Origin of the sequence: Bradyrhizobium sp. CCBAU 53351, assembly GCF_015291745.1 — a bacterium.
Lineage (GTDB): Bacteria > Pseudomonadota > Alphaproteobacteria > Rhizobiales > Xanthobacteraceae > Bradyrhizobium.
On record NZ_CP030059.1, the window covers coordinates 5,748,613 to 5,773,117 of the forward strand.

At 58.5% G+C, this 24,505-nt stretch carries 20 protein-coding genes and 1 pseudogene; 9 read left to right on the forward strand and 12 right to left on the reverse strand.

The window, feature by feature from the left end; translation table 11 throughout:
* Nucleotides 1-5: 5 nt before the first annotated feature.
* Nucleotides 6-140: a hypothetical protein gene (locus tag XH83_RS40255; protein ID WP_256438859.1), complete on the forward strand. Its 135-nt coding sequence runs from the start codon at nucleotides 6-8 to the stop codon at nucleotides 138-140.
* A 138-nt stretch (nucleotides 141-278) separates the two neighbouring features.
* Here XH83_RS40255 and XH83_RS27325 read toward each other — a convergent pair whose 3' ends face one another.
* On the reverse strand, nucleotides 279-1,838 hold the full coding sequence (locus XH83_RS27325; protein ID WP_194403761.1) for a winged helix-turn-helix domain-containing tetratricopeptide repeat protein: 1,560 nt from the start codon (nucleotides 1,836-1,838) through the stop codon (nucleotides 279-281).
* Nucleotides 1,839-1,995: 157 nt separating this feature from the next.
* On the opposite strand from XH83_RS27325, the gene XH83_RS27330 reads away from it, so the two are divergent.
* Nucleotides 1,996-2,718 carry a hypothetical protein gene (locus XH83_RS27330; protein WP_246776336.1) on the forward strand — a complete coding sequence of 241 codons (723 nt, stop codon included), beginning with the start codon at nucleotides 1,996-1,998 and terminating at the stop codon, nucleotides 2,716-2,718.
* A 130-nt stretch (nucleotides 2,719-2,848) separates the two neighbouring features.
* Nucleotides 2,849-3,172: a hypothetical protein gene (locus XH83_RS27335; RefSeq protein WP_246776337.1), complete on the forward strand. Its 324-nt coding sequence runs from the start codon at nucleotides 2,849-2,851 to the stop codon at nucleotides 3,170-3,172.
* A gap of 136 nt (nucleotides 3,173-3,308) precedes the next feature.
* Here XH83_RS27335 and XH83_RS27340 read toward each other — a convergent pair whose 3' ends face one another.
* Nucleotides 3,309-4,883 carry a winged helix-turn-helix domain-containing tetratricopeptide repeat protein gene (locus tag XH83_RS27340; protein ID WP_194403763.1) on the reverse strand — a complete coding sequence of 525 codons (1,575 nt, stop codon included), beginning with the start codon at nucleotides 4,881-4,883 and terminating at the stop codon, nucleotides 3,309-3,311.
* 232 nt (nucleotides 4,884-5,115) lie between these two features.
* On the opposite strand from XH83_RS27340, the gene XH83_RS27345 reads away from it, so the two are divergent.
* Nucleotides 5,116-5,286, forward strand: a complete 171-nt coding sequence (locus tag XH83_RS27345) for a DUF1127 domain-containing protein (RefSeq protein ID WP_246776518.1) — start codon at nucleotides 5,116-5,118, stop codon at nucleotides 5,284-5,286.
* A gap of 244 nt (nucleotides 5,287-5,530) precedes the next feature.
* On the opposite strand, the gene XH83_RS27350 is transcribed toward XH83_RS27345, so the two are convergent.
* Nucleotides 5,531-7,039 carry a tetratricopeptide repeat protein gene (locus XH83_RS27350; RefSeq protein WP_194403765.1) on the reverse strand — a complete coding sequence of 503 codons (1,509 nt, stop codon included), beginning with the start codon at nucleotides 7,037-7,039 and terminating at the stop codon, nucleotides 5,531-5,533.
* Nucleotides 7,040-7,391: 352 nt separating this feature from the next.
* Between XH83_RS27350 and XH83_RS27355 the strand changes: the two genes are divergently transcribed.
* Complete coding sequence (locus tag XH83_RS27355) at nucleotides 7,392-8,204, forward strand: aminoglycoside phosphotransferase family protein (RefSeq protein WP_194403766.1); 813 nt, start codon at nucleotides 7,392-7,394, stop codon at nucleotides 8,202-8,204.
* Nucleotides 8,205-9,527: 1,323 nt separating this feature from the next.
* On the opposite strand, the gene XH83_RS27360 is transcribed toward XH83_RS27355, so the two are convergent.
* The 3 genes from XH83_RS27360 to XH83_RS27370 all read right to left on the reverse strand — a co-directional run bounded on the left by XH83_RS27360 (nucleotide 9,528) and on the right by XH83_RS27370 (nucleotide 13,315).
* Complete coding sequence (locus tag XH83_RS27360; protein WP_194403767.1) at nucleotides 9,528-9,740, reverse strand: hypothetical protein; 213 nt, start codon at nucleotides 9,738-9,740, stop codon at nucleotides 9,528-9,530.
* Nucleotides 9,741-12,615: 2,875 nt separating this feature from the next.
* Nucleotides 12,616-12,795 carry a hypothetical protein gene (locus XH83_RS27365; protein WP_128963645.1) on the reverse strand — a complete coding sequence of 60 codons (180 nt, stop codon included), beginning with the start codon at nucleotides 12,793-12,795 and terminating at the stop codon, nucleotides 12,616-12,618.
* 274 nt (nucleotides 12,796-13,069) lie between these two features.
* Nucleotides 13,070-13,315 carry a hypothetical protein gene (locus XH83_RS27370; protein WP_128963644.1) on the reverse strand — a complete coding sequence of 82 codons (246 nt, stop codon included), beginning with the start codon at nucleotides 13,313-13,315 and terminating at the stop codon, nucleotides 13,070-13,072.
* A 709-nt stretch (nucleotides 13,316-14,024) separates the two neighbouring features.
* Here XH83_RS27370 and XH83_RS27375 point away from each other — a divergent pair.
* From XH83_RS27375 to XH83_RS27385, 3 genes are all read left to right on the forward strand, one after another.
* Entirely contained in the window at nucleotides 14,025-14,786 is a 762-nt protein-coding gene (locus XH83_RS27375) for an IS5 family transposase (protein ID WP_194403768.1), read from the forward strand.
* 13 nt (nucleotides 14,787-14,799) lie between these two features.
* A complete protein-coding gene (locus tag XH83_RS27380; protein WP_194403769.1) occupies nucleotides 14,800-14,937 on the forward strand; it encodes a hypothetical protein in 138 nt (45 codons plus the stop codon).
* 135 nt (nucleotides 14,938-15,072) lie between these two features.
* Complete coding sequence (locus tag XH83_RS27385; protein WP_194403708.1) at nucleotides 15,073-16,425, forward strand: transposase; 1,353 nt, start codon at nucleotides 15,073-15,075, stop codon at nucleotides 16,423-16,425.
* A gap of 373 nt (nucleotides 16,426-16,798) precedes the next feature.
* On the opposite strand, the gene XH83_RS27390 is transcribed toward XH83_RS27385, so the two are convergent.
* The 4 genes from XH83_RS27390 to XH83_RS39805 all read right to left on the reverse strand — a co-directional run bounded on the left by XH83_RS27390 (nucleotide 16,799) and on the right by XH83_RS39805 (nucleotide 23,148).
* Nucleotides 16,799-18,658 (reverse strand): PAS domain-containing sensor histidine kinase, encoded by a 1,860-nt coding sequence (locus XH83_RS27390; RefSeq protein ID WP_035709162.1) that lies wholly within the window; start codon nucleotides 18,656-18,658, stop codon nucleotides 16,799-16,801.
* Between the two features lie 336 nt (nucleotides 18,659-18,994).
* The gene (locus XH83_RS27395) at nucleotides 18,995-20,104 is read right to left on the reverse strand and encodes an IS630 family transposase (protein ID WP_194402635.1); all 1,110 of its coding nucleotides are present in this window, start codon (nucleotides 20,102-20,104) and stop codon (nucleotides 18,995-18,997) included.
* A gap of 250 nt (nucleotides 20,105-20,354) precedes the next feature.
* Entirely contained in the window at nucleotides 20,355-21,089 is a 735-nt protein-coding gene (locus tag XH83_RS27400; protein WP_035703233.1) for an outer membrane protein, read from the reverse strand.
* A gap of 1,183 nt (nucleotides 21,090-22,272) precedes the next feature.
* Nucleotides 22,273-23,148, reverse strand: coding sequence for a sensor histidine kinase (locus tag XH83_RS39805; RefSeq protein WP_081492397.1), 876 nt, complete (start codon nucleotides 23,146-23,148; stop codon nucleotides 22,273-22,275).
* A gap of 229 nt (nucleotides 23,149-23,377) precedes the next feature.
* Here XH83_RS39805 and XH83_RS27415 point away from each other — a divergent pair, with 229 nt between their 5' ends.
* On the forward strand, nucleotides 23,378-23,743 hold the full coding sequence (locus tag XH83_RS27415; protein ID WP_035703238.1) for a response regulator: 366 nt from the start codon (nucleotides 23,378-23,380) through the stop codon (nucleotides 23,741-23,743).
* Nucleotides 23,744-23,967: 224 nt separating this feature from the next.
* Here the strand turns inward: XH83_RS27415 and XH83_RS27420 are convergent, their stop codons facing one another.
* Nucleotides 23,968-24,129 (reverse strand): hypothetical protein, encoded by a 162-nt coding sequence (locus XH83_RS27420; protein ID WP_193374107.1) that lies wholly within the window; start codon nucleotides 24,127-24,129, stop codon nucleotides 23,968-23,970.
* Between the two features lie 60 nt (nucleotides 24,130-24,189).
* Nucleotides 24,190-24,505: pseudogene (locus tag XH83_RS27425) on the reverse strand (hypothetical protein).

Consider the following 24,505-nt stretch of genomic DNA (forward strand, 5'->3'; position numbering starts at 1 on the left):
ACTAGATGACTGACGATGATAGCCGCAAAGAACAATTGAACCCTCCAAAGGAGTCGCGCGAGGAGCAAGCTCGTCAGGTCGTCCAGGAATACATCGACGACCAGAAGGCGCTCATCAAGAAGATCCGCAAGGAGCTGTAGGCAGGGTCGGTCCAATTCGGATCGCCGCGTGGGCTCGTCGCGAATCTCCCGGAAGCAGACGTTAAAACTCTCCGAGCGAAGGTCAGCAATGGGCCCAGAAGCGGTCATCGATCACCCCGTCCGCACAGCGCAGGAAGGTTATTCGGGCAGCCCCGCTTTCCGAAGGCCCTCGATCAACAGCTTTGAGCTTTTGGGGGCCCGGGCGATATGCGCCGATATTGTAAAGGCGGGATCGATCTCAAGCACACGCGCCGCCGCGGCGTGCGCCTCAGCGTCGCGTCCGAGGTGGGCGAAGGCAGACGCAAGTCCACGGCAAGCTGGCACAAAGGAAGGATTCTGACGAAGGGCTTTCTTCAAGACAATGATCGCCTCGTCAAACCGGCCAAGGCCCATAAGAGCATTCCCAATGCCCAGAAACGTCATGTGTAGCAGCGGGTCTACCGGGCTCATGCGAATTGCACGTTCAAAGCTTTGGATGGCCTCTTCGGGCAGTCCCCCCATTGTATAGACCCAGCCTCTATTGTTCCAAGTGCGCCAGGAATTCGGGTTGAGCGCGACCGCCCGGTCAGCCATTTCGATTTCAGCTTCACTATCGCCGACCAGGCCTGCTGAGATTACAGCAACCCTTGACAACGTGTCGGGGTCATCATCATCGAGGCTCAACGCCAAACGTGCAAGCCGCATTGCTTCCTTGGCGTCGAACTCGGGATCGTTGGCATAGCCTAAAGCGAAGTTGCTCGCGTGAGAGTCAGCTGCCAGAGCCGCTGCAGAGCTGAACCTCGGCTCTAGCTCCAAAGCCCGATGAGCCAACTTAATCGCCTCGGCCAAACTTTCGCGGGTCGTCAGGTAATACTGTTGCATGGATCGGAGAAAAAAATCATAGGCAGTGAGGTTCTCTGGTCGCCGCCGCGTAGCCGCTTCAATCTCTGCTTGAAGCATCTTTGGCTGAACAGCCGAGACAACGGCGAGTGCAACTTCGTCTTGGAGAGCGAAAATGTCCGTCAGATCACGCTCGAATCTGTCCGCCCATAGATGCGCGCATGTCACCGCATCAATCAATTGCCCTGTGATTCGAACCTTCCCCGATGCCTTGCGCACGGCCCCCTCAAGCACGTAGCGCACGCCGAGCCTGCGTCGGACCTCCTGGATATCGACAGTTTTGCCTTTGAAGGTGAAACTTGAGTGACGTGCGATAACGAACAGAGACTTAAAGCGCGACAGCGCGGTGATGATTTCTTCCACCATGCCGTCGGCGAAATATTCCTGCTCGGGATCGCCGCTCAGGTTTTCAAACGGCAGCACAGCGATAGACGGTTTGTCGGGGAGCGCAAGGTCGGCTTTCTGAAGTTCTAACTGATTATCGGCAACTGCTGCGCCTGCCGGTTCCTTCACTTCCCGGACTGCTCCGACGAAACGGAAGCCCTTGCGCGGTAGTGTTTTTATGAAGCGCTGTTCCTCGCCGGAATCGCCGATTGCAGTCCGGGCGGCATTCAGGCGGGTTGTCAGCGCCGCGTCGGATACGCTGCGCCCATTCCAAATGACTTTGATGATGTCGTCCTTGCTGACAACTCGCTCCCTGTTGCGGATCAGGTAACCAAGCAGATCGAACACCTGTGGTGCGACAGGGACGAGCTCCCCCTCGCGATGCAGCTCGCGCCGATCGGTGTGGAAGACGTACTCCTCAAACAGATAGCGCAACTTCCTTCCCCGTTGCCAGTCTCGGAGCGACGCTGCGCCCCTGCGCCAGTCGGAATGAAGAGAATAAGCCGCCGATAAGGAAAATGTAAGCCGCTCGTAAAGCCTACCGAACCGCGCTTTGGCAGTCTAGGCGGCGAGACACGTAGCGGAGGCGACGATGAGTGCGACCTACGAGTCCAGGAGAATGCGACGGGCCGCTGCATTTGCACAACGGAGTGCCACTCTACTTGTCTGCGGTGCGCTTGTCATCGCCTGCGCCAACGCTACTGAAGCCCAATGCTCTGCGCAGGATGTCCTGCGCAATCACTTGGCGCTCAAGGGGGCTCCGCCAGCCCGCGACACCCGGACGTCATTCAGCTCCGCCGCCGAGGTTCCTTTCTGGAAGAGGATTACTGTCGGGACCTTTAGGGATTTGGCCGCTCTTCGGGGCGCGATGAGTGCACTGGGCTGCGGTGTTGGGAGCTCGGCTGACGAGATTATCGGAAGACCGGCCTTTACCCTCAGCGGGAAGAAAGCCGAGGTCGAGCTTGTTGCCGTATCGCCAGCCGAACTTGGCTTTGAGGGCAAAACGGCAGCGCTGCGGGACGTCTATGCGCGCGCACAATTGCTGGGCCTTCTGCTTGCGCCCGCCGAAATCGCAGCGCAGCTAAGACTTCAGTATCTGGACCAGCCGATCGGCGAATTCCTTATCCTGGCGATGGAGCCGATCAGGACATGGGCTGGTGAACCGGTCATCCTAACAGTGGCGAATGGTGGAGCGGGCCTCATTCTGATCGGGCAGGACGGCCAAGACGGTTTGGACCTGCCGGTGAGGTCGCGTTTTGTATTCGTTCGCCCTGATACACCCGGCCCTCCACAGGCAGCGGCATTTGCTCCATAGCCAGAAGTAAAAGCGATTTTGTCGGACTTCCATTTTTCGCATATCGCAGGGTGAGGAAGCAGATCGGCGCATAGTGCGCTTGCAGCCTCGTAGAGAGGAACGAATGTCCGCGAGAATACATGCAGCGCTGATGCTTGGCCTGATTGCGTTGGCGACACCGGTGCTCGCCCGTGATGACGGGCGCTACGCCAAGTCGCCGCTGAAGCCATGGTTCGAGAGCTTGCATAGCGAGTTTGGGCAGTGCTGTACGGATGCCGATGGATACATCGTCTTCGACGCCGATTGGGAATCCGACCGTGGCCATTACCGCGTCCGCATCGAAGGTGAGTGGGTCGTGGTTCCTGAGGGCGCCGTCCTAAAGCAACCGAACCGCGCCGGTCCGACTATGGTATGGAAGCACTACATCGATGGCCATCCGCGCGTTCGCTGCTTTCTGCCCGGCAGCATGATCTGAGAACGTACGCCGGAATTCCATGCAGGGAGTCCGGGTCGCGGCGTTCTGAATGACCGTGCTTGAGTCAGTGAACTCGTGGCTTTGCAATTCAGAGGAATTGCAATGAGATCAGCACTTCCCGAACAGCCGCATGCAATTAGGGGGGGAGACCCATGATGCGGCAAGCTATCGTTATTTTTTCGAGAGGTTTCGGCTGGTAAAATCTAGCGAGCTTGGGAACGAGCGTAGAGAGGCGCAGAGCCGGCCTCGCTTCTAGTAGGCGTGCACCGATCACTCGGGCTTCCTCGACCCTGCCAGACATTGCGTGGCAAGCCGCTAGAATAAACTGTGCGTTGAGATAGTTGGGCCGGTGCAGCACAGCCAACTTGGCCCATGATGAACCGTCTTCGTATCGATCTGTCAAAAAATGAGCAAACGCTATTCCGGTCCGCATCAGAAAAAGAAACGGATCCATAGGGCTTAAACGCACGCCGGCATGGAACTGTTTGAGCCCCTCCTCAACATTGCCGCGCCGTATGTGTTCCCAGCCGATACTATATCGTGCAACAGCCAAATTTGAATTGAGCTCATGCGCCTGGAAAACAAGGGTCGTGCCCTCGTCGAGCTCATACAGTACGCTGGCAATAGCCTGCCCGGCCCTCACAAGGACAGTTGGATCTTCCTTATCGAGCTCAATTGCGCGCCTCGCCAGCCGTCGGGTCTCATCGCGTTCCTGATCCGCATCGACCGTCCAGCCGAAGACCTTTCGTTGCAGGCAGCAATAAGCGCCCAGCGCGTATGCTGCGGCCAACCCGGGATCGATCTCGACGGCAAGCCGAGTCAGTCTGAGGGCTTCAATGTTTTGTTCGCGAGTGAATTGATAGAAGCTTGAGAGTGCACGAAGATAGTAATCGTAGGCCTGAAGATTTTCGGTTGGCTTGCGTTTTGCGCGCTCTATCTCGGCCCGCTCCAATTGAGGAACGAGTGCGCCAATCACGCTACCCGTCACTTGGTCCTGCAGATCGAAGATATCACTGAGTTGGCTGTCGAAGCGGTCCGCCCAGAGGTGGGCACCCGTCGTGGCCTCGATCAAATTTCCGTAAATGCGAACCCGGTCGCCGGATCTGCGCACGCTGCCTTCGAGCACGTACCGAACGCCTAGCTCGCGCCCGACCTGCCTAATGTCGATAGGCTTGCTCTTATAGCTAAAAGTAGATTGTCGCGCGATGACGAACAGCGATTTGGACCGTGAAAGGCCGGTGATGATGTCCTCGACCATGCCATCGGCGAAATACTCCTGTTCTGGATCCGAGCTCAGGTTGGTGAATGGGAGAACGGCGAGCGACGGCTTGTCGGGAAGTGTGAGGGCAGGTTTGGCGGTCTCCCTTTGGAATTCGTTTACTGCCACCGTGGGGGCTCTGTCGGCTTCCTGCACCGTACCGATAAAGCGATAGCCCTTCCTCGGCAGCGTCTTGATCAGACGCTGGCGCTCTCCGGAATCGCCAATCGCGGATCGAGCTGCATTTAGCCGGGTCGTCAGCGCGGCATCGGACACGAACCGTCCCTTCCAAATGGCGGTGATGAGCTCGTCCTTGCCAACTACGCGCTCGCGGTTGCGAATGAGATAGTCGAGCAGGTCAAAGGTCTGTGGCGCCAGGGCAACGACGTTTGTGTCGCGGTATAGCTCGCGGCGGCCGGAATCTAGTTCAAGATCTTCGAAGAGATAGCGCAAGATGCGAAATCCCTCTAGGCGGTCGCCGGTTAAAGGCGGCAACAATTCGCAGGTAAAGAATAAGCTGCCCATAAGGAAAATGTAAGCAGCACGTCAAGCGTGTTGGGCCAAATCTTGGCAGTTTATCTGGGTGGAAACAAGGCACCCGAGGATGCTGCAAATGAGCACGATTTACCAGACAACGGGCTTGGTCCAGACGACCGTAGCGCAGCGAGGCAACGTGGGTGCGTTCATGAATTGTTGGACCGCCTTTAAGGAATGGCGAAAATGGGAGCGGCTGCGGCGCGATCTTTGCAACCTGAGTGATCGGGAGCTGATGGATATGGGCATTACGTATTCCGAGATCGATTACGTGACCTCAAACCGAACTACGAACCCGCGAGGTATACCATCGGCCGAATGATGTCGACCGACGGCAGCGATGGACAGTCCCTCGGAAAAAGGCCGACGCGAGCCGCGTCGCGGCCCAGACACCGACTTCCGGTATGGGTCAATCGCGACAGTTTGGCCTCGGCTCGGCCAGGTCCGGTCGTCCCCTGACAACGTTAGTGCTCGCGGCTGCGTGGTTCGACAGCAACAGGCCAGAAGCAGACCTTATTCATTTGCTCTCGTCTGTCTGTAAACCAAGCCATGAGGTTTCCGTCGCGTCATTGCTCGCGAACGCCGGCTTTTCTGAGTCCTTCGATGATGCCGTCGTACTCACGACGAAACTGCGGATTGCTCGAACGTGCATAGCCGATTTGCTTGAACCACTGGATCGTGAAGTCCGGTCGGATTGCGTTTAGTTCCACGATTACTTGCTGGGCCATTTCCGATTGGCCAGTGGCTTCATAGGCGGCAATCAGATCTGGATACGGAAACCAGTCCGATTTGTTCAAATTTATGGAGCGCCTACATTCCTCAATCCCTTCCCTGTATTGGCTTAGATGGACATGAGCGTGACAGAGGAAAAAATGCCAAGTCCCAGCAGCCGGATCTTTGGGGCTTAGGCGCAAAGCGATCTGAATTGGAGAAAACGCTTCGGCCGCGCGTCCCGCCGTAACAAGTACGATCCCCTTGGATGCATACGCGACAGGCGAATTAGGATCGATTTCCAAAGCTGCGTCATATTCAGGCAAGGCTTCCTCAGGATTTCCATAGTTCAATATGTTTCCCTTGGCTGCGTGCGCGTTTGCGGTCGCTGGACGTTGTGCGAGAACTTGATCAATTAGCTTGAGCGCCGTCCTTTTGTCCTCCGCCACGGATGTTGACCATCCGTAGATCACACCATCCGCTAGGCACGATGCCTTGCCGATCATTGCATCTATGTTGCTCGGATCGAGGCGCAGTGCGCTGTCGAACAAGTCGTTTGCCTCTGCATTCGTCAACTTGGTCCGTGGGCCATAGCGCTTCGCCCAGCCGCGCATGCTGAAATCCACAGCGTTTGGGTTGGTTGGTCTGTCCATTTGGCTGCGCCGGCTTTCGGCTTGGATGAGTTCGACGTTGAGGGAACGGGCGAGCCTAGCCGTGACCTGTTCCTGCAAGGACGGAAGATTTGACCGATCGCCGTCAAAGCGGTCCGACCAGACGTCGCGACCAGTCGACAGGTCGGAAAGTGATACGTTCATACGGACCCGATCTCCGGCCCGCTGCACCGCTCCCTGTACCGCCCATCGGACACCAAGGTCCTTGCCCAGCGTCTTTAGATCGACCTGCTTTTTCTTATAGGTGAAAGCCGTCCCGCGACCGATGACGAACGTCTCAGGCATTTGCGCGAGGTCTGTTGTCAGATCGGTCGTAATGCCGTCGGCGAAATAGTCCTGCTCCGCATCGTTGCTGAGATTTGCAAATGGCAGGACAACAAGGGACAAACGAGGAGCAACATCGGGCCGGATGGTAGCCTGTTTCTGTGTTTTTTGGCTTTCCGGAAACACGTCTGTGCGGAGTGTCTTCCAAACGGTCCAGTAGCCAACGAGGCCACCCGCGATCGCGCCCACGGCAGCAATCGAGGCGAGCGCGCCCCCGATCACCTGCAATCGTGCCCGCAAGCGAATCTTTAAGTTGCGATCAGATGGCGGCTTCTCCCGTTCCCTCTCATCGGATGCCGGTTTGTCCGGCTGCGCGTTCTCGGATGGCGGTTCGCCAAGTGGGCCGTTCGACACCTCCCAGTTTGTCACCGCTGCCTCCGCTCTCGGACCGCCCGCCTGGACTTCCAACACTAGCAGAATTGCACAGCTTAAGGTTGGTCAAGGCTCCTGACTCATCCGCAGCTTCTTATTTGCCGGCTCGGGGATCGCCGGTCTACGTGGTCCCAATAATGTCCGGTCAGGGGTCAAAATGCGAAGAACTCAACCTAGCACATCTGGTCCGCCATGCTTCACTGAGCGGACCTCAACGAGGCGCGCTGCTACTTCGCTGATGGGTCACAACCGGACTAGGACCATTTAGCGTAGGACGAAGCGACGCCGCGATGGAAGGGGTTTCTTTTTGCTCGCCGCTGGTGTTTCCTCTGCACGGCGGAGAACGGGCATGCAGGGACCCCTGGGGGAAAAGATTGGTGAAGGTGCCTTCTCCGAAGCCTATACTTGGGCGCCCGGTCAAGTGGTCAAGCTTTTCAAGGCCGGCGTCGCTCGTGAGTTCGGTCGGCATGAAATGCGCATGATCGGCGCTGTCTTCGCTGCCGGTCTTCCGGTGCCGGAGGTGTTCGGCGAGTTGACGCTGGACGGGCGCTTCGGCATCGTGCTGGAGCGTCTTGACGGACCAACCCTGTTGCATCTCTCGCGGACCGGCACGGTCACGTACGGACAGGCAGGCGCAATCGTCGCGGCTCTGGCCATGTCTCTTCATAAGACATCCGCGCCGCCGGAGATTCCTTCCATGCGCGACTATATGGAAACCGAGTTGCAGCACGACGACGGCAAGGTCCCGAAGCGCATCGCCGCGGATATCCTCGCCCTGATTGATCACCTGCCGATCGGTAACGGGCTTTGCCATTGCGACCTTAGCTCCGGCAACGTGATCATGACGGCGGAAGGCCCAAAGCTCGTCGACTGGACCTTCGCGATGCGCGGGCCGGCCGCCCTCGATCTTGGTTTCTTGCATGTCATCCTTTCCGAACTCGCCCCGGAAATAGCTGACAATCCGGAGCGTCCGCGCGCGACCAATGCGGCGGCGCAATCCGAATACGCGCGGCTGGCCGGCATGTCGTTCGCGGAGCTTACGGCGGCCATGGAGCCGTATTTGCCCATCGTCCGCACCTTCGTCGTCCTCGGCGACGTGGTGCCTTCCTTGCGGCAGCGGCTGATTCAACGCATCGAAACGGGGCTGCGCTCGAAAGACTGAACCGTTCTAGTCGCGCGCGCGTGCCAACACGCCCTCGAAGCGGAGCAGTGTTTCCTTTGGGTCAATCGCCTCGATCTGGACGTGATGTCGGCACGTCCGGTCTGGCCTCAAGTGCTGACCCGCCGAGCGCGACCACGATCTTCGCCTCTGGGCCAACTCCGGACATGGCTTGTGCATATTAATTCTGAGGCTTGCGCAGCTTCTTGATAATGCCGCGCTGATCGTTGGCGTATTCCTCAGCAACTTGCTGCGCTTGCTCGATGAGCGATGAGGTGAGCGATGAAACGTCTTTCGGACTTCATCGGACGCTGACAAGTTTGCCGCGGCCCTGATCGCGCCGACTTTCTCGCAAGCTGCCAAACTTCAACATCGCAGCCGTCGACTAGAAACTGTGCTTTTCGCAAAGCGTCGTCGTCGTTGGAGGCTTCGAAGCCTTCGGCTCCAAAAACATGTCCGCCCTGACCGAGGAGGAAGGCGCGATAGTCTTTCACGTCGGTGCGCGAAGGCCCGGAGACCGTAACCACTCGCTCATGTGCGAGCTTGTTTCGGCTTGACGGGCCTTTCGCAGCACTTCGCGAAGCGCACCGGGCGGAAGCAACTTTGCTTGCTCGCGCAGTCGTTCCGCCGCGTTGGCGAGTCGATCTTCCAAAGGCTGGCTTTGCTTGAAACGGCGTCGAAACCGTTGTTTTCGTCGCAGCAGGTGGGCCCCCTTCCCTAGCCAAACGGGTGTCCCTACGGCAAGGTGCGTAAGGGGCGGACTGCTGAGCTGTGCGAGCCCTCTCGCGGCGGGCTTGCTGCACGCGACTGTGATGACTGCTGAGAAACGCCGTGTGAAGTAGTTCACAAGCGGGAGGTATCTCTGCGCGTAGCATGGTCACTTCCACTGGAGGGAAGCTCAATGAAGTGGAACTTGGCAAACCATCGAACGCTCGCGCTGACCATCGCTGTTCTGGTGGTTGCTGGTACTACTATCGCCCTCGGTACTCCTCGTGGACTCCACGAACCAATGTTGGGATCCGATTGGCAATGCAGCCGGACCATGCTGCTCGTGACCACGTGCGAACTGAAGCATTGAGCAGGATAGTCACATAGGCGCGTTCGGTAAGGCTAGCGGCTCGTTCACACATCGGCCCTAATAAATGTCGGCCTAACAATCGGTCGCTCAGGTCGCAGCGCCATGGACAAAGTCGTACCTCTCCAGATCGTCGCTGACATAGCCACCGCCTCAATTCGCGGCCTCTCGTTCACCCCTGGCGAGCCTTCATGGTGCATCGGCTCAGGTCTGTCCGGTCTGGCTCCCAAGCCCGCGGTTTTTTCAATGGATTAGCCGTCCTGACAGGTGATGCCGAGGCTGTCGCAGGTGAGTGCGAATAACTCTTTTGACTTAGAATCTTCAAAGCAGAACCTGATGCCGATCTCCGCTCGGTCGGTCCACCAGCCAGCGTTAGCTCCCTTGGCGATGCGGGCAGCTTCGCCTCGTAACAGGTCCAGTCGTTTCCCACCCGCACGAACAATCAGGCAATTCTCTTTGGGCATAAACGTCCTCCAACGGCAAATTGGATTCCGCAAATTGTCGGTACGTAGAACTTGCGGCGAGGGACACAAGACTTGTTGGTGATTAAAAGCAACCGGTCTGCGCGAAGGCCGCAGCGATGCTCACGCTCCGTTCCGAGCATGGCCGAGAGACACCGGATGAAAAGATCTAAGCGAATATACAGCCAACCCCGGTGGAATGATCCTATCGCGGCATTTCTGGCTCGCAATATGATCATTTCACAATCGGCCCCACCATGCATCAAGGGCCGCCGCCCATGGTTTGCTGGAAAACTACGGTCAGAAGCTTCGAAAATTCAGCGTCGATGGCCGGTGTGACTAGCCCGCTACATCAAGCTGAGCACGAATAGGTTACGTTTCTGAGACACGTGGGCCTTCGTGCCATTTTGCGCAACCAACGCTACCAAGCGCCCGGCACGCAACTGCCAAAGAGCAGAGAGCTATCACGACCTGTTTGGGCACGATGGCCTCCTGACCCACGGCCGCTTCTAATTTCTAGTTTCAGTGCCGTATGAGTTTGGATCGCATGCCGATCAGCATTGTATAGGCAAGTTGTCGCCAAATCAGGTTCATCAGGACTAGCATGGTGGCATCCCCGCGTCTGATGCGTCAACCTAAGCCCTTGCCTGTTTCCGGACGGCTTCGCCGATGGCGTAAAATGGTTTCGTTCAGCGGCGGTGGCCGCACCAGTGGCTGGCAACGTCAACGGGCTGGTTTGGGCGCGCGCCGACTTTTCCATTCGGCCGGCTGCCCGGCGACGATCCAAGCATCAATGGTCCTTTCTCGAGCAACGGCGTCGGGCGCATTGCTCAAGAAATCGCCTTGCAATTGTGTCCATCCCCTGTCGTAATACTATGATTGTCGAGATATTTTATAGTACAGTAGTGTTGGGGTCGTGATGAGTATTTCCGATCGAACTTTCGATGCCGCTTTTGCTCTGCGCCAACGTACCGCATTCATCAAATGTCAAATGGCTGAATTAGGTGTCCTGCGAAACCGATTAGCGCAAGCTCAGTTGCGCCGCTCGCGGTCAAGATCGAGGCGTTCAGATTCCCAGAAACTAGATCGGCGCCGTAGGTGTAGGTAACTCTCCGCGCAACCAGCCCCGAGTTGCCATCTGCCCCTCGAAAGCTCAAGCTATGGGCAATTCGTGAGTCGGGGGGGTCATGGAACGGCAGCCGTTTGAGAGGATGTCTCTCGAAGAGCTTTGGCGACTCCATATGGTCGTCAATGACATTCTCGCCGCGAGACTCGTGGCCAAGAAGGAAGAGCTCGTACGGCGTTTGGCGATGCTCAACCGTGAAGACAAGCCTCCCAATTGATATTGGCGGGCCGCCGAGCTTCAGGCTGGCTCCCTCTCGTTATATTTTGATACTAGTGAGACAATCGTCAGTCGTGAACCGGCTAGATCCAACATTAGACTCTTCAAGCACGAGAGGCCCGCTCACACGGGCCTATGCAGTGCCCAAAACGCAATAAGCAGAAGGGCAACGGCTCCAATTCCAAGCAGCATGAGAATAGCGTCCAGCATGACGAATCAAGCTCCGCCCAGCACAGGCTACACCCCGGCGAGAAATTGTCATCAACGGCTGAGCCGCGCGCCCAGATTGAAGGTTCTGCTCGGTTGGCACGCGCGCTCAAATCGACCTATATGCGCGCCGGGCGACTGTCTTTCGCCTCAAGCGCGTTGGCCGCGCAAGTTCTTGAGCTAGTGGCTCGTGCGTCTGGAGCGCGCCGCCACTAAAGCTTCCCACACATCGTTACAAGCCCACCGGTCCTAGCGGCTCACTAGGCCGTGTACCCATAAACCCGGCGCCATGATGTAACTAAAACAATGTCTCCTTTGCCCTTACAGCGACCGACTTCGGGCGGCAGCGCAATATGTCGCGATAAGCCCCAAGCGGAAGTCGCCGTTGGGAGACCGCCAACTGAGGGGGCATCACTCGACCCATATCAGCTTGCGTAAGTCACGGTGCCTTTGGCCATGTTGGGGAGCGTAAAGGAAGCGCTCGTCTCTCTCAGTCACCGACGCCTCGGCAACCTCGGCCATGATGCAGATGATCTAACCGGGCCGATCTTGGCTGGTTGCTAAGCTCTCATGGCGGGACAAGCAGCCCAACCAACGGGGCGCGAACTTCACTTTCCTTCCGATTTCACAATTTCTGCAAGGCTTTCGAGCTGGTGCCCCAATGCTGTCCAGCTTCGTGAAATGCTCAAAAGAACCGCAGAGCGCCTTGCTGAATTTTTCGAATCGGCTCCTCGGATTTTAAAATCAGCGGCATACGCTCTGCATTGTTCAATGGATGGCATTTGCGCTCCCGCATGTATGTAAATCTCGCCAAATAGGCGGCTTTACTGCTGCACCATTCAGTCTGAAACGTGAAGCCGGCTTCCAATGGGCCAGGAGGCTTAACGTTCCACCGCCTCTCACGAGAGCTTATGATCCTCCTCTTCCCAACCCAGCCGCCAGAGGTTGTGGCCTCCAGAGTAAGGTGGGAAAGGATTTTCGTCGATACGTATACCGCCGCGTCGGGCCTCTTGGCCAAGGTGGTAAGCGAGCCGCCGAGAGACCCGGAGTTTTCCCATGCCTAAACCTTTCTCGGTTTTGAAGACCGCTACTCCTCCGTAAATGTGGCAGTCTCGCTGACCTTCTGAGGGAGTAGTGGACGGTACCCTTTGAGCAGGACAGTCGGATCGGACTCCGCCAGAACCTTTTTTGCAAACTGTACGACCTCTCGCGCGCGCTCGATGAGTTCGCGATCGAACTCGCTGGGTCGATAAATCTGCATTTGGGCGGTTGGTCGGGGCGCTTGAGGCATAGGGCCAAAGCCATCAGGTCACCAACTAACGCAAATATTCAACGAGGTTTCCACAATTCCCGGCGAAAAGCGAAGCGATCCTCTTGTTGGCGGCGGTCGTTTTCGCAAGCTGCCAACATCTCTCGGCGCTGCCGGATGATTTCCCTACTATGAGCAATCGCTCGATCGGCGGCATCAAACAGATCTTGAAGTTCCCGGCCATACTGCTCGGTCATCATGGCGCTCCCTGGCTCGCAGGCGGGAGCACAATGATCTCTCAGCCACCGACGCCTACGGGCAGAGCCGAAGCCGGTGATGGGGACACAATAGCTGCGTCAATGGTTGGTTGCAAAGCTCCTGGTTTGGGACTTGGACAGGTCTACTCTCTTAAGGATTTGCATTGGCAAGACGGGCGATAAAATGGGGTTCTGAGCAAGATTGCCGTGAAGGTCTGCTGCGGCCAGAAGCTGCCATCGGCAGCTCTGTCACTGACGGAGAAAGAGGTACGCATGCCTACTGGACGCGCGCGATCTGAAAAGAGTACTTCGCCTCCAAGACCGGACCATTTTTGTCGCGAACGACGATCATCAGATCGCGAGCACGCGGGTTGCCGTTGGTCGCCCGCACCTCGTCTCTCAGCATATCGGCAAGAGCGTAAGCCGCCTCGTTTTGAATCTCATCTAGAGAGGAAAGCTCCGTTCCCTCTTCGTCGGGAGCTAACCCTTCGGCGCTAAGCAGATCGAAAAAATATAGCGGCATTCGGCGCGCTCCGATTTCGAGGCGGGAGCGCAAACATCTCTCAGCCATCGACGCCTGCGGGTCGCGTGCCGATGATGGTTGTTAACTAGCACAGCTTTGCCGTTGTTCCTACTCCGGGGGCCTCAGTCCGGGCGACCGGAGCCATTCGCTCAAGTGCGAGCCCGTCTCTGCTTGACGCGCTCTTCTCAGCAAGGTGTCCCTGAGAGCACCTGGGGGGAGCAGCTTGGCTTCTTCCCGCAGGCGCTTGGCCTCGACAGATAGGCGTTCTTCGAGAGAGAAGATCTGTTTAACGCGGCGACGCTTCGGCATAGGCAAAATCCAACGCTTATTAGCGAGAAAGCAACCGGCGTTCTCATAACAGAAGTCCTACGATCGAAGATAATGACCCGAAGCGGGCACTGGTTCAGTATCTTTTGATACGTGCAAAACAATATTGCACATGAAACCCGGAAAAATTCTCAAGTTACTCAAGAGGCGCTGATTGCTCAGTTGGAGCAATTTGCACCTGACGCACAGAGAACGCGGGCCGAACAATGCCGAAGTCAGTTGGCGCGTCGGTGTCTGCTATGGGTCCATTTTCGACGCATCTGGCAGAGATTGAGGGCTGTTGATGTCCGCTCTGTCCGTAAGCGCCATACCAGGAGCAAGCCAGGATCGTTGCGTTTGGCCCGACTACCGTGATTCAAACTCCTGAACTGGAGGTCGAATCATGCGCTACGAACTCACGGACCATGAATGGACCGCCATCAAGCCGATGCTACCGAACAAGCCGCGTGGCGTTCGTCGGGTGAACGACAGACGGGTCCTGAATGGCATCTTCTGGGTCCTCCGATCAGGAGCACCTTGGCGTGATCTGCCGACGGCGTTTGGCCCATACACCACTTGCTACAACCGGTTCGTTAGGTGGCGGCGGGCCGGTGTTTGGGGCCGCATCATAGAAGCGCTCGCCACTGCCCATGATGCCGCTGTCCAGATGATCGACACCTCCATTGTCCGCGTGCATCAGCATGGAGCCTGCATCACAAGAAACCAGCGCCAGTCGATGGGAAGGTCACGCGGCGGCTTGACGAGCAAAATCCATGCGGTGGTCGATGGCAATGGCTTGCCGGTACGGCTGGCGCTGAGCCCGGGTGAGGCCCATGACGTTCGACTCGCCGGAAAACTGCTGTCTTGTCTGAAAGCAGGCTCGATGCTGCTTGCCGACCGTGGCTATGATGCGGACTGGATCAGGGAGATGGCTATGAAGAAGGGCGCGTGGGCCAACATCCCGCCGAAGAGCAATCGTAGCGATCCGATCTGCTTCAGCCCCCACCTCTATCGTGCTCGCAACCAGGTCGAGCGGTTCTTCAACAGGATCAAACAATGTCGTCGGGTGGCGACGCGCTACGATAGGCTCGCCGCCAACTACCTCGCATTCGTTCAACTCGCATCAATAAGGCTATGGCTGCGCCTTAATGAGTCCGCGTCCTAATCTGGGAGGATTGATGACCGACAAGAAACCACCCAAGAAGCCCCGCGCAAGTCAAAAGCCGTCTCCCATCGACGAACTGCGCCAGATGGTCGAAGAGGACATCGAGGAGCAGCGGAAGTTCGTCCAAGAACTAAAGCGCAAGCTGAACTAAGGCTGCTTCAGTTGGCGGCCTCAATCATTCAGCCGACGTTGACTTTCGCTTGTGGCCGATTCTGTTGAAAAAGGCGGCGGTTGCGACGCAGAGGGATCAATGATTCAGTCAGTCTAATTGGCAGGACTGAAGATCATGATGGGACATCGGCAAGTCGAGCAGGCCGCGTTGTTCTATGAGTTCTCGCTGGAAAGGCATATCCCGGCCGACCACTTGCTCCGGTCGATCGATAGATTTGTCGACCTTGAAGAGGTCAGACAGGACCTGGCGCCTTTCTACAGTAGTATCGGTCGACCTTCGATCGATCCCGAGCTGATGATCCGGATGCTGCTGATCGGTTACTGCTTCGGCATTCGATCGGAGCGGCGCCTGTGCGATGAGGTCCACCTTAACTTGGCCTACCGATGGTTCTGCCGGCTTGGTCTAGATGGCGCAGTACCTGATCACTCGACGTTCTCCAAGAACAGGCATGGCCGCTTCCGACAGAGCGACCTCTTCCGGTGCGTGTTCGAGAGCGTTTTGCGTCGCTGTATCGAGGAGCGGCTGGTCGGTGGTGAAGGATTCGCCGTCGATGCGAGCCTGATCAAGGCCGATGCCAATCGGCAGAAGGGGATCGAAGGCGACAAGGGACTTCCACCGGAGGCTGCCGGCCGAGCGATCGACGAGTATCTGGCTGTCCTCGATGATGCCGCGTTCGGAGCAGCCACCGAAGTGACCCCGAAGTTCGTGTCGCCCTCCGACCCAGCGGCGCGCTGGACGGGAGCGCACGGCGGCCAAGCCTTCTTTGCCTACTCGACGAACTACCTGATCGACATCGAGAACGCGATCATCGTCGATGTTGAGGCGACGACGGCAATCCGGCAGGCGGAGGTATTGGCTGCCAAGCGCATGATTGAGCGCTCGCTGGAGCGGTTTGATCTCTATCCGAGCCGGCTCCTCGGCGACAGCGGCTATGGCTCGGCCGAGATGCTCGCCTGGCTGGTCTATGAGCATGGCATCGAGCCGCACGTTACAGTCTTCGACAAGTCGGCTCGCACAGACGGGATCTTCTCGCGCGACGACTTCACCTATGACCACGCCGGGGACGTTTATCGTTGCCCCGGCGGCAAAGTTCTTACCACGACCGGAACGCTGGTGAATGATGGCGCCACCATGCTTTACCTTGCCAGCAAGCACGATTGTGATCGCTGCGCATTGAAGTCCCGATGCTGCCCCAAGCAGCCATCACGGAGGGTGCCACGCTCGATCTACGAGGGCGCTCGCGACATGGCGCGCCAGATCGCAAGATCATGGGAGGGCCGCACCTCGCGTCGGCTCCGCAAGAAGATCGAGATGCTGTTCGCGCACCTCAAGCGCATCCTCAAACTCGACCGTCTACGCTTACGAGGTCCAAACGGTGCGCATGACGAGTTCATCCTGGCGGCCACCGCCCAGAACCTAAGAAAGATGGCCAAGCTGATCCCGATGTCCACCCCGAGGCTCGCATAGCGATCGGTAGAGCAGTTCGGCCACATCGCGACCGAGCCATTACAAGGAAATACTGCCCGCCTTTTTCAACGGAATCGGCCCGATGGCGAAGTGCGTTTTAGTTCAGGTATTGTTAGCGCATCGGGGGCATACCGGAAGTGACGCGGCGCTGCTCAAACCGGCGCTTCTGACCCGTGGCTGACTTCCGCCCACAGAGCTGCGATTTCCGCTTCCAAAGAATGACCGCATCAGGGACATCCGGCTGCCATGGACGGCCCTTGACCCTTTCAGACATCAGACAAAGTGGGCTCTATGGACGCGACTGGAGTACATAGAACTTCGAGCTAAATCGCGAACCGCTGTGATCAATGCTGCGTTGAGCGAAGTGCTCCGATCAGTCGCGCAGCCGTGCCTGGCTTAACTCCAGGCGGAGTTGTACGCCAGAAGGCTTCCAAACAATATCGACTTTTCCGCCGAGCTGCCCTTCGACCGCAGACTTAATGAGCCTGCTGCCGAAACCGGTCGATGTCGGCTTGGCAATCGCAGCAGAGGAATTGCGCTCGCTCCACGTCAGAACCAGATCTTTTCCAGCAAGTTCCCAGCCGATCATCACCTTCCCGTCTGCACGACCCAGTGCGCCATACTTGGTAGCGTTCGTGGCAAGCTCATGCAGGATGAGCGCCATAGCGGAGGCTGATTTCTCGCCCAGCAGGATTTCCGGTCCGGCCAAGCTCACTTTGCCATGTTGCGCGTCACTCAAATGCGGTGCCAATATCTGTTCAGCAAGATGGATGAGCAACACCGAATGCGCCGGCATCGAATCTGCTGCGCCGATCCGGACGAGGTCATGTGCCCGCGATAGCGCTTGCAAACGTGCTTTAAGCGCGGAGCTCATTTCAGCCGTCGTATTGCTCGATCGGCCCGTCATGTACACCATGGCCTCGAAGAGCTGGAAGAGGTTCTTCACCCGATGATTCAGCTCTTGCATCAGCAGCTGCCGGGCCTCCTCGGCCATTTTCAAATCATGCAGGTCAGTGCACGTGCCGTACCAGCGGATGATTTCGCCCGCCTCGTTGCGGACGCACTGTGCACGTCCGATCACCCAGCGATATTCACCCGAGCGGTGCCGCAGCCGATACTCGATATGATAGGGGGTGCCCGTAGCCAAGCTGTGGCGCCACAATTTCCAGGCTCGCTCCTGGTCATCGGGGTGAAACATTCCGTTCCAGGCCTCACCATCGGTTGAACCTTTGGGCATCCCCGTATATTCGTACCAGCGGTCGTTGTAATAATCATGATAGCCGTCAGGCAGCGTCGACCAGATCATCTGGTCGATGGAGTTAACGATGGCCTGGTAACGTTCCTCGCTTTCGCGAAGAGCAGCCACCGCCCGGATCGTGTCCGTCACATCGGTCGCTTGCACGAAAATGCCGTACCGGTCGCCCGCGCCGTCGCTTATCGGCTGATAGACGAAGTCGAGATGCCGCTGCTCGCGAATTCCACTTCGATCCAGGACGACCGGAATGGCGCGCCCGGCGTAAGGCTCTCCGCTCTTGTAGACGGTGTCGAGTAGCTCGATGAAACCTTGCGACGCCACCTCGGGCAGGGCCTGGTCGACCGACTTGCCGAGGATGTCGTTACGGCCCACCAACTGCAAGTAAGCGGGGTTTGCGATTTCAAAGACATGGCGTGGCCCCCGCAGAACGGCCGTCGCGCCTGGCGCCTGTTCAAACATCAGGGAGAGACGCGCAATCTCCTGCTGGGAGCTACGCCGCGCCAGGACAATTTGAGTTGTCTCATTGCCTTGATTGAAGATGCCCGCAACCTCGCCGTCTTCGCCGCGGATCGGGCTGATGCTGTAGTTCCAGTAGGTCTCCTGCTGGACGCCGCCACGCACCATTGGCAGCATTTCGTCATAGGTAGAAAAGCCCTCACCCGTGGCCATCACGTTCTCGAACTGCGGGCCGACGACGTGCCAGATGTCGGACCAGACTTCCTTGGCGGGGCGGCCGAGAGCCCAGGGATGGCGCTCGCCCGGGATGACAGACCACGCGTCATTATAAAGGAGCCTGAAGTCCGGCCCCCAATAGATCGCCGTTGGAAAGCTCGAATACAGGCAAATGGACAGTGCCGAACGAAGCGATTGCGGCCACGAATCCGGAGGCCCGAGTGAATTTGACCTCCAGTCGAACAGGCGGATGCGCTCTCCCATCCGTCCTCCCCCGTTCAGGAATGTCAGCATCTCGTCACGCATCGAATGCCCGTCTCAGCCCTCCGGGAGCAACTTATCCAGCATTTCGGCGGACGGATACCCCCTGGCATGTCCTTACAGAGCGAACTGATGGGCCGGCTCTGTCCCGTCCAAAATATTTGCTGATCTCTCTCGATCTAGACCGCCCCCGGGAAGCTCTGCAAGTGGGCAAGAAGTTGGCAGAGCGAAGCCGAGAGACTGTGACGGTTCGGGACCATACCGGTGTGATCATAGGCGTCTTCACCCGGACGCGCATTGACTAAAGACGCCCCCGGGTTGGCGGCCCTCTTCATTTCAACCCAAGTTGGATTTCCGCTGTTGGCCCCTAGTCACGTGAATCTAAAGTTCGCCACATAAAGTCTGCTGGGCTTTGTGGCAGAAGCGTTTGACGGAAGCCAAAATCTGGTCTGCGGACTTGGTCCATTTGAAGGGCTTGGGATTTTTGTTGTGCAGGTCGATGAAGGTACGGATATCGGCCTCGAGCTGCCTGACGGAGGTGTGAACACCTCGCTGGATCTGCTTTCTGGTGAGCTCAGCGAACCAGCGTTCGACCTGATTGATCCATGACGCGGAAGTCGGCGTGAAGTGGACATGATAATGCGGCCGACGGGCGAGCCACGCTTTGATCCTGGGTGTCTTGTGGGTGGCGTAGTTGTCCATGACGATATGGACATCGAGGCCTTCAGGGACTTGAGCATCGATCTCTTTTAGAAACTTCAAGAACTCGACTGCCCGGTGGCGCTTGTAGCATTTGCCGATGACGAACCCCGAGGCGACATCGAGCGCGGCAAACAGCGTGGTCGTACCATGCCGCACATAGCTGTGCGTACGACGCTCCGGTATGCCGGGCATCATCGGCAAGACCGGCTGCTCGCGATCGAGTGCCTGAATCTGGCTTTTCTCATCGATGCTCAGAACAAGGGCTCGGTTCGGTGGGGACAGGTAAAGGCCGACGATGTCGCGTACCTTGTCGACGAACAGCGGATCGCTCGATAGCTTGAATGTCTGGCTACGGTGCGGCTGCAAGCCGAACGCCGCCCACATTCGGCGGATCGTGGTGTGGGAAAAGCCGGTTTCCGCAGCCATCGAGCGGATCGACCAGTGCGTCGCATCGGCTGGCGTCGTCCGCAACGTCCGCTCGATCACCGCGGCAACCTGATCATCGTTGATGGTTCGAGGGCGGCCAGGGCGTGCCTCGTCAAGCAGGCCATCACAGCGGTCCTTCAAAAATCGGCGACGCCACTTGCCAACGGTGTGTTCGTGGAGGCCGAGTTCGGCAGCCACAGACTTGCTAGGCAATCCATCCGCGCATCGCAGGATCGCGCGGCATCGCTCAGATAGCGACCGGGCAACACGATGACGACGAACTTGCCTCTCCAGGTACGTCCGCTCCTGCTGACTCAGCACCAACGGCGCAATCGGCCGGCCTCGCACACCCGCATTCGCCACGAGCACTCTCCTCTGTAGAGCTTCGAGCTATCAACTAATGTGACGAACTTGCGTTCCAGATGACTAGCTGACCTTCACGGCCATGCCGACTGGAGGCCACTTTTGACCCACAGCGGACTCCACCTCATCGCCTTTCAGGCGGGCGCTCATTGGTGTTCAAGACAATCAAGAAGCGAAAACAAAATGATGAAGAAAAAGGCCCGACCGCAAATGCGGCCAGGCCAGTTTACTGGATATGAGAAAGCTGCGGTCAGTACCGTCCGGCAGAGGGCCCGCCGAACTTGTAATTCACGCGAACCGTGACGAGGTCGACATCCTGACGAATGCGATCCGCACCGAATGCAACGCCCGCGGGGGTTGTGAAGGTAAGGGTGCGATCCTGCATGAACAGATGATCGTATTCGACACCAGCCGACCAGCCGGGGGCAAAGCCGTATTCAAAGCCTACGCCGACGGTACCGCCCCAACGGGTGTCATCGCCGGTGCTGGCAAGCAAGGCGCCAGTCGCAGTCGAGTAGATCCGGTTTCGATTGTCGGTCACAGCAGCACCGCCCTTGACGTAGAACAGGACGTTGTTGGTGGCCCAGCCGAGCTGACCCGTGAACAGACCGAACGCATTGATCCGCGATTCGTTACGGAAGCCCGGTCCGAAGAGCGTGCTCAAGTTGCTGCCTCGCAGGTCAGCCCAGTCGCCCTGCGCTTCGAGGCCGAACACCCATGTTCCAGTCTGCCAGCGATAGCCGATCTGACCACCCGCAACGCCGCCCGTTGCGTCGTGCGAACCTTCGGGGCCCACCAGGAACGGGGCAACCGAATCCCAGCTGTTGCGACTTGAGCCCCAACCGCCGTTGGCGCCGATGTAGAAGCCGCTCCAGTCGTAGATCGCGGCGACCATTGGAGGTGCCTTCGTGTAGGGACGCGCAGCCAGATCTGCCGCGCTGGCCGGAGGCGATAGACCGAGCGCCAATGCCCCGGCCGTTGTCATCAGAAGTCTTCTCACTAAAGTGTCTCCCCGAAAAAGAGTTGAAAGCACGACACGCGTACCCCCACTGCCGAGCACACCTTAACCTTTCCCTCGCTCGTTGCTGTAGCCGGCTTGCAACACTCTGCCGCGATAATTCCAAATAGCTCATATCAATTAGACACTTAAGTTCCACAAGGCTTAGCATTTCTTATAGGGTGGCGAACGTCTTCAAGGCCGGCAGACTCTTTTGCTTCTGGCCAGTCACTGACGACGTGAAGCGCGGCTTCAACGGCACGGGGTCCGTTACAATTTTCGGATGTAGACCCAACCGGACCTCGACGGACTGCGACAGGGAGTCCTGCGAATTGTGGGCAACAGGCCCGGAATCCAGGCGATCCCGAGCCACTCCAGAACAGCCGACACGTTGCTTCCATTCGATCGACTTCTCCGACCGTCCCACCTCCCGCTCCAGCCGCCGGTAGTGCTCGGCCAATCTTGTCGGTGGCTCGTTCGCGTCCGAGCATCAGGAAATAGTTTAGCGACTGCGATGGTGACCTGCTCGGCCGTCCAGTCGGTCCCCTTGGCCGCCGGCCCTGTATCATCTGCCTCCACTGGGTCCACTGGTCGCTTTCCCTGCTCGCACGGAAAAAGCCTTCCAGGCAGCAGCCCATCCGCAAACTTTCGAAAAGCCTTGCATGCGTGGTGTGCCGCGATATGCGAGTTGCGCTCGATCGCAGGACCGCCTTTATCCCTGTGGCCTTCAGGAGGTGCGATTCACCGGATGAGAGTCAGGGTTGACTTATCCAAGAAGCGCTTCAGTTTGGCGGCGAGCAGATCTCGGGTACGGATCTCGCATTCCCAGATGACCAGAACTCGCCGCCCGATCTTGCGAAGTTTTTTTCTGCTATCGGCGTCCCGGGGACGTGTCGCGCGAGAGTTTTGCGGCCCAGAAATTCTTGCAGGTCGCCGGCTGTGTGGATTTCGAGCATCCTTGTGTTGATGCCAGAAACAGCCATGAACGAACACGACCGTGGCAAGACGATGTCGTCACTCCCATTTCGGCGTCTCGATCCGACGCGGCGGCGGCGGTGCCGGTGTGCATGCCGGGCTGCTACGGCGAACTTCTGCCGGCAAAGCCGACCGATGTGTTCGTTGCCTTCTTCAAAGAGCCCACCACGACAGCGACCGCTCGCCGAACGCGCTGCTATCGCGGGTTCGCCCGCACCCGGACGTTGAGGCCAGGATCAAGCCGTTCATAGGAAGTTTCACCTTCCAGCTGCTGGGCGAGCAACTGGACGATGCGCGACCCCAATCCGCCGGGCTCTGCCCCCTCGGGCAGACCGACTCCGTTATCGGAAACCGACAGCTCGATGCCGCTTCCACTTGCGAACGAGACCGCAATGTGGCCGGGCCTGTCGGCGGGAAAAGCGTACTTCAGCGAGTTCGTGACAAGCTCGTTCGTGATCATGCCGATCGCGAGCGCATGGCTGCTGGCCAGGTCGATGTCCTCGCAGACCACCTGAAATGCAATCGGCCCGGGAGGCGCCAAAGACTGGAAGACCTTTTCCACGACGTTGTTCAAAAAAAAGCGCATGTTCACGGAGTTCGAATCCCGCTTTGGCGAGAGATGGTCGTAGGCCTCCGCCATCACCTGCAGGCGACGCGCGGTGGCCTCCAGCGCGGCCGCGACTTCCGAACCGCCGTGTCTCGCCTCCAGCCTAATCATACCGCCAAGGATTGCGAGGTTGTTCTTCGTCCGGTGAGCCATCTCCTGCAGCAGCAGGGCCTTCGTCTTGTCGGCCAAAACCACCCGCCCCAGCTCGGAGCGTTGGAATTCGGCGACGGCGGCCGTTCCGGCTGCGGTGATGGCGAAGAGAGCGTTAGTCGCCAAGTAGTCCATGCCGTTGTTGCTGGCATAGCCGACGTAGGCCCCGATGGCGACCGCGATGATGGCTGCGAAAATTCCAGAGCCGCGGTCGAAGACGAGGCCCGAGAGAAACACACCGGGAAGCAGCAGGAAATATCCCGGCGAACCCGTCTGCATCTGCAGTGCCATCTGCAGGACGGCGCAGCCCAGCATGATGCACGCCGAAATGGCGTACCTGGCTACTGTCGGAAGCCCATGCTCCAGGACGAGAGGGAAGAGCCTGTTCATGGACAGAGAACCGCAGCCACGCATGCCCGTTCCTCACTACGGCGCGTCTGCTCCAGGCCACGGGCCCAGCGCTCTCGCAAGCTGCATCAGAGCCGGGAACGACCGCAACGTTGCGCCGTTCGAATGTGAGACACTAAATCCACAAGAGCCCCCAGTGAGCGTACTTCTCGTCGAAGACGATCCTCTGATCCGCGAATTCGTCGTCGATGCCCTGCGCGAGGCCGGCTATCACGTGATCCATGCGAGCACGGGAGAGGAAGCGCTCGCTTGGTGCGACCGCCGCGTCGCGGATGTTCTGATCACCGACGTGAGGCTACCCGGGCAGGTCGACGGGTGGCAGATCGCGGAGCGCTATCGGGAGCAGTACCCGAATTTGCCGGTCGTCTACGCGACCGGCTTCTCGCCGGTCCCGCCTCGCCCGGTCCAAGGCAGCCGTATCGTGAGAAAGCCCTTCCACCCGGACGAGATCGTGCGGGTGGTCCAGGAGCTCGGCGAGACGAGGCGAGCACCCCCGACCTAGCGATCAACCGGCGGCCGCACGTCCGGAACTTCAGCGGGTGTGGATGCGCGAAGATCCAAACTTCCTTCACGCAGGAACGAAGGCTTGGCTGCCAAGTTTTCCCAACGCCCCTGCCCTAGGGGCGAACCCGGTACTGGCCCCAGCTCATAGCCCCCTAGAGCTGGGGCCTTCATACCGGCAGGCTATCTGTTCGGGAGAGCTTCAGCGAAATCGCTCGCCGACCACTACTCGTCGACCGCGGCAGCGGTGTTGCCGAGCAGCTTCAGCGCCGTCTCGATCTTTGAAAGCAACGCCTGGATCTCGGCCCGTTCGTTCGGACCCGGATCGGTCTCAAGGCGCGCGAGCAACTGCTCTTTCTGGGCCAGGAGCTTCGCAACAGCCGACATCTCATCATCCCCACAGGAACCGACGGAGAAAGGGCCGCTCGAGAGCGGCCCTTTCGTAGTTCACCAGCTCCGGGTACCGAAGCTGAAACCGATGCTCGGCCCACCGCCATAGTAGCCGTAGCCGCGGTCGTAGTAGCCGGGGCCGCCATAGTAGCCGTAGCTCCGGCGGACCACGTACCCGTCGTCCCCGCCGTAGTAGCGCTGGACGTAGCGTGGGCCGCGGGTCCGGTAGCAGCGACCGTACTCGTTACAAACGAGCCTGACCTGCTCTGGCACCGAGCTCGGCCGATGCGATGGCCGCAGGGGCGAGCGGGGCGGCATTCGCCGACGCTGCCATCAGGGTCGCCGTGAGCGCTCCCAACACGATGGTTTTCAT

Coding starts and splice junctions, on each gene's coding strand:
- XH83_RS27345 (WP_246776518.1), top strand. CDS start 5,116: ATGAATTGTTGGACCGCCTTTAAGGAATGGCGAAAATGGGAGCGGCTG.
- XH83_RS27380 (WP_194403769.1), top strand. CDS start 14,800: ATGACCGACAAGAAACCACCCAAGAAGCCCCGCGCAAGTCAAAAGCCG.
- XH83_RS27365 (WP_128963645.1), bottom strand. CDS start 12,795: ATGATGACCGAGCAGTATGGCCGGGAACTTCAAGATCTGTTTGATGCC.
- XH83_RS27390 (WP_035709162.1), bottom strand. CDS start 18,658: ATGCGTGACGAGATGCTGACATTCCTGAACGGGGGAGGACGGATGGGA.
- XH83_RS27360 (WP_194403767.1), bottom strand. CDS start 9,740: ATGCCCAAAGAGAATTGCCTGATTGTTCGTGCGGGTGGGAAACGACTG.
- XH83_RS27335 (WP_246776337.1), top strand. CDS start 2,849: ATGCTTGGCCTGATTGCGTTGGCGACACCGGTGCTCGCCCGTGATGAC.
- XH83_RS27420 (WP_193374107.1), bottom strand. CDS start 24,129: ATGTCGGCTGTTGCGAAGCTCCTGGCCCAGAAAGAGCAGTTGCTCGCG.
- XH83_RS27385 (WP_194403708.1), top strand. CDS start 15,073: ATGATGGGACATCGGCAAGTCGAGCAGGCCGCGTTGTTCTATGAGTTC.
- XH83_RS27355 (WP_194403766.1), top strand. CDS start 7,392: ATGCAGGGACCCCTGGGGGAAAAGATTGGTGAAGGTGCCTTCTCCGAA.
- XH83_RS39805 (WP_081492397.1), bottom strand. CDS start 23,148: ATGCTGGGCTGCGCCGTCCTGCAGATGGCACTGCAGATGCAGACGGGT.
- XH83_RS27370 (WP_128963644.1), bottom strand. CDS start 13,315: ATGCCGCTATATTTTTTCGATCTGCTTAGCGCCGAAGGGTTAGCTCCC.
- XH83_RS27400 (WP_035703233.1), bottom strand. CDS start 21,089: ATGACAACGGCCGGGGCATTGGCGCTCGGTCTATCGCCTCCGGCCAGC.
- XH83_RS27330 (WP_246776336.1), top strand. CDS start 1,996: ATGAGTGCGACCTACGAGTCCAGGAGAATGCGACGGGCCGCTGCATTT.
- XH83_RS27375 (WP_194403768.1), top strand. CDS start 14,025: ATGCGCTACGAACTCACGGACCATGAATGGACCGCCATCAAGCCGATG.
- XH83_RS40255 (WP_256438859.1), top strand. CDS start 6: ATGACTGACGATGATAGCCGCAAAGAACAATTGAACCCTCCAAAGGAG.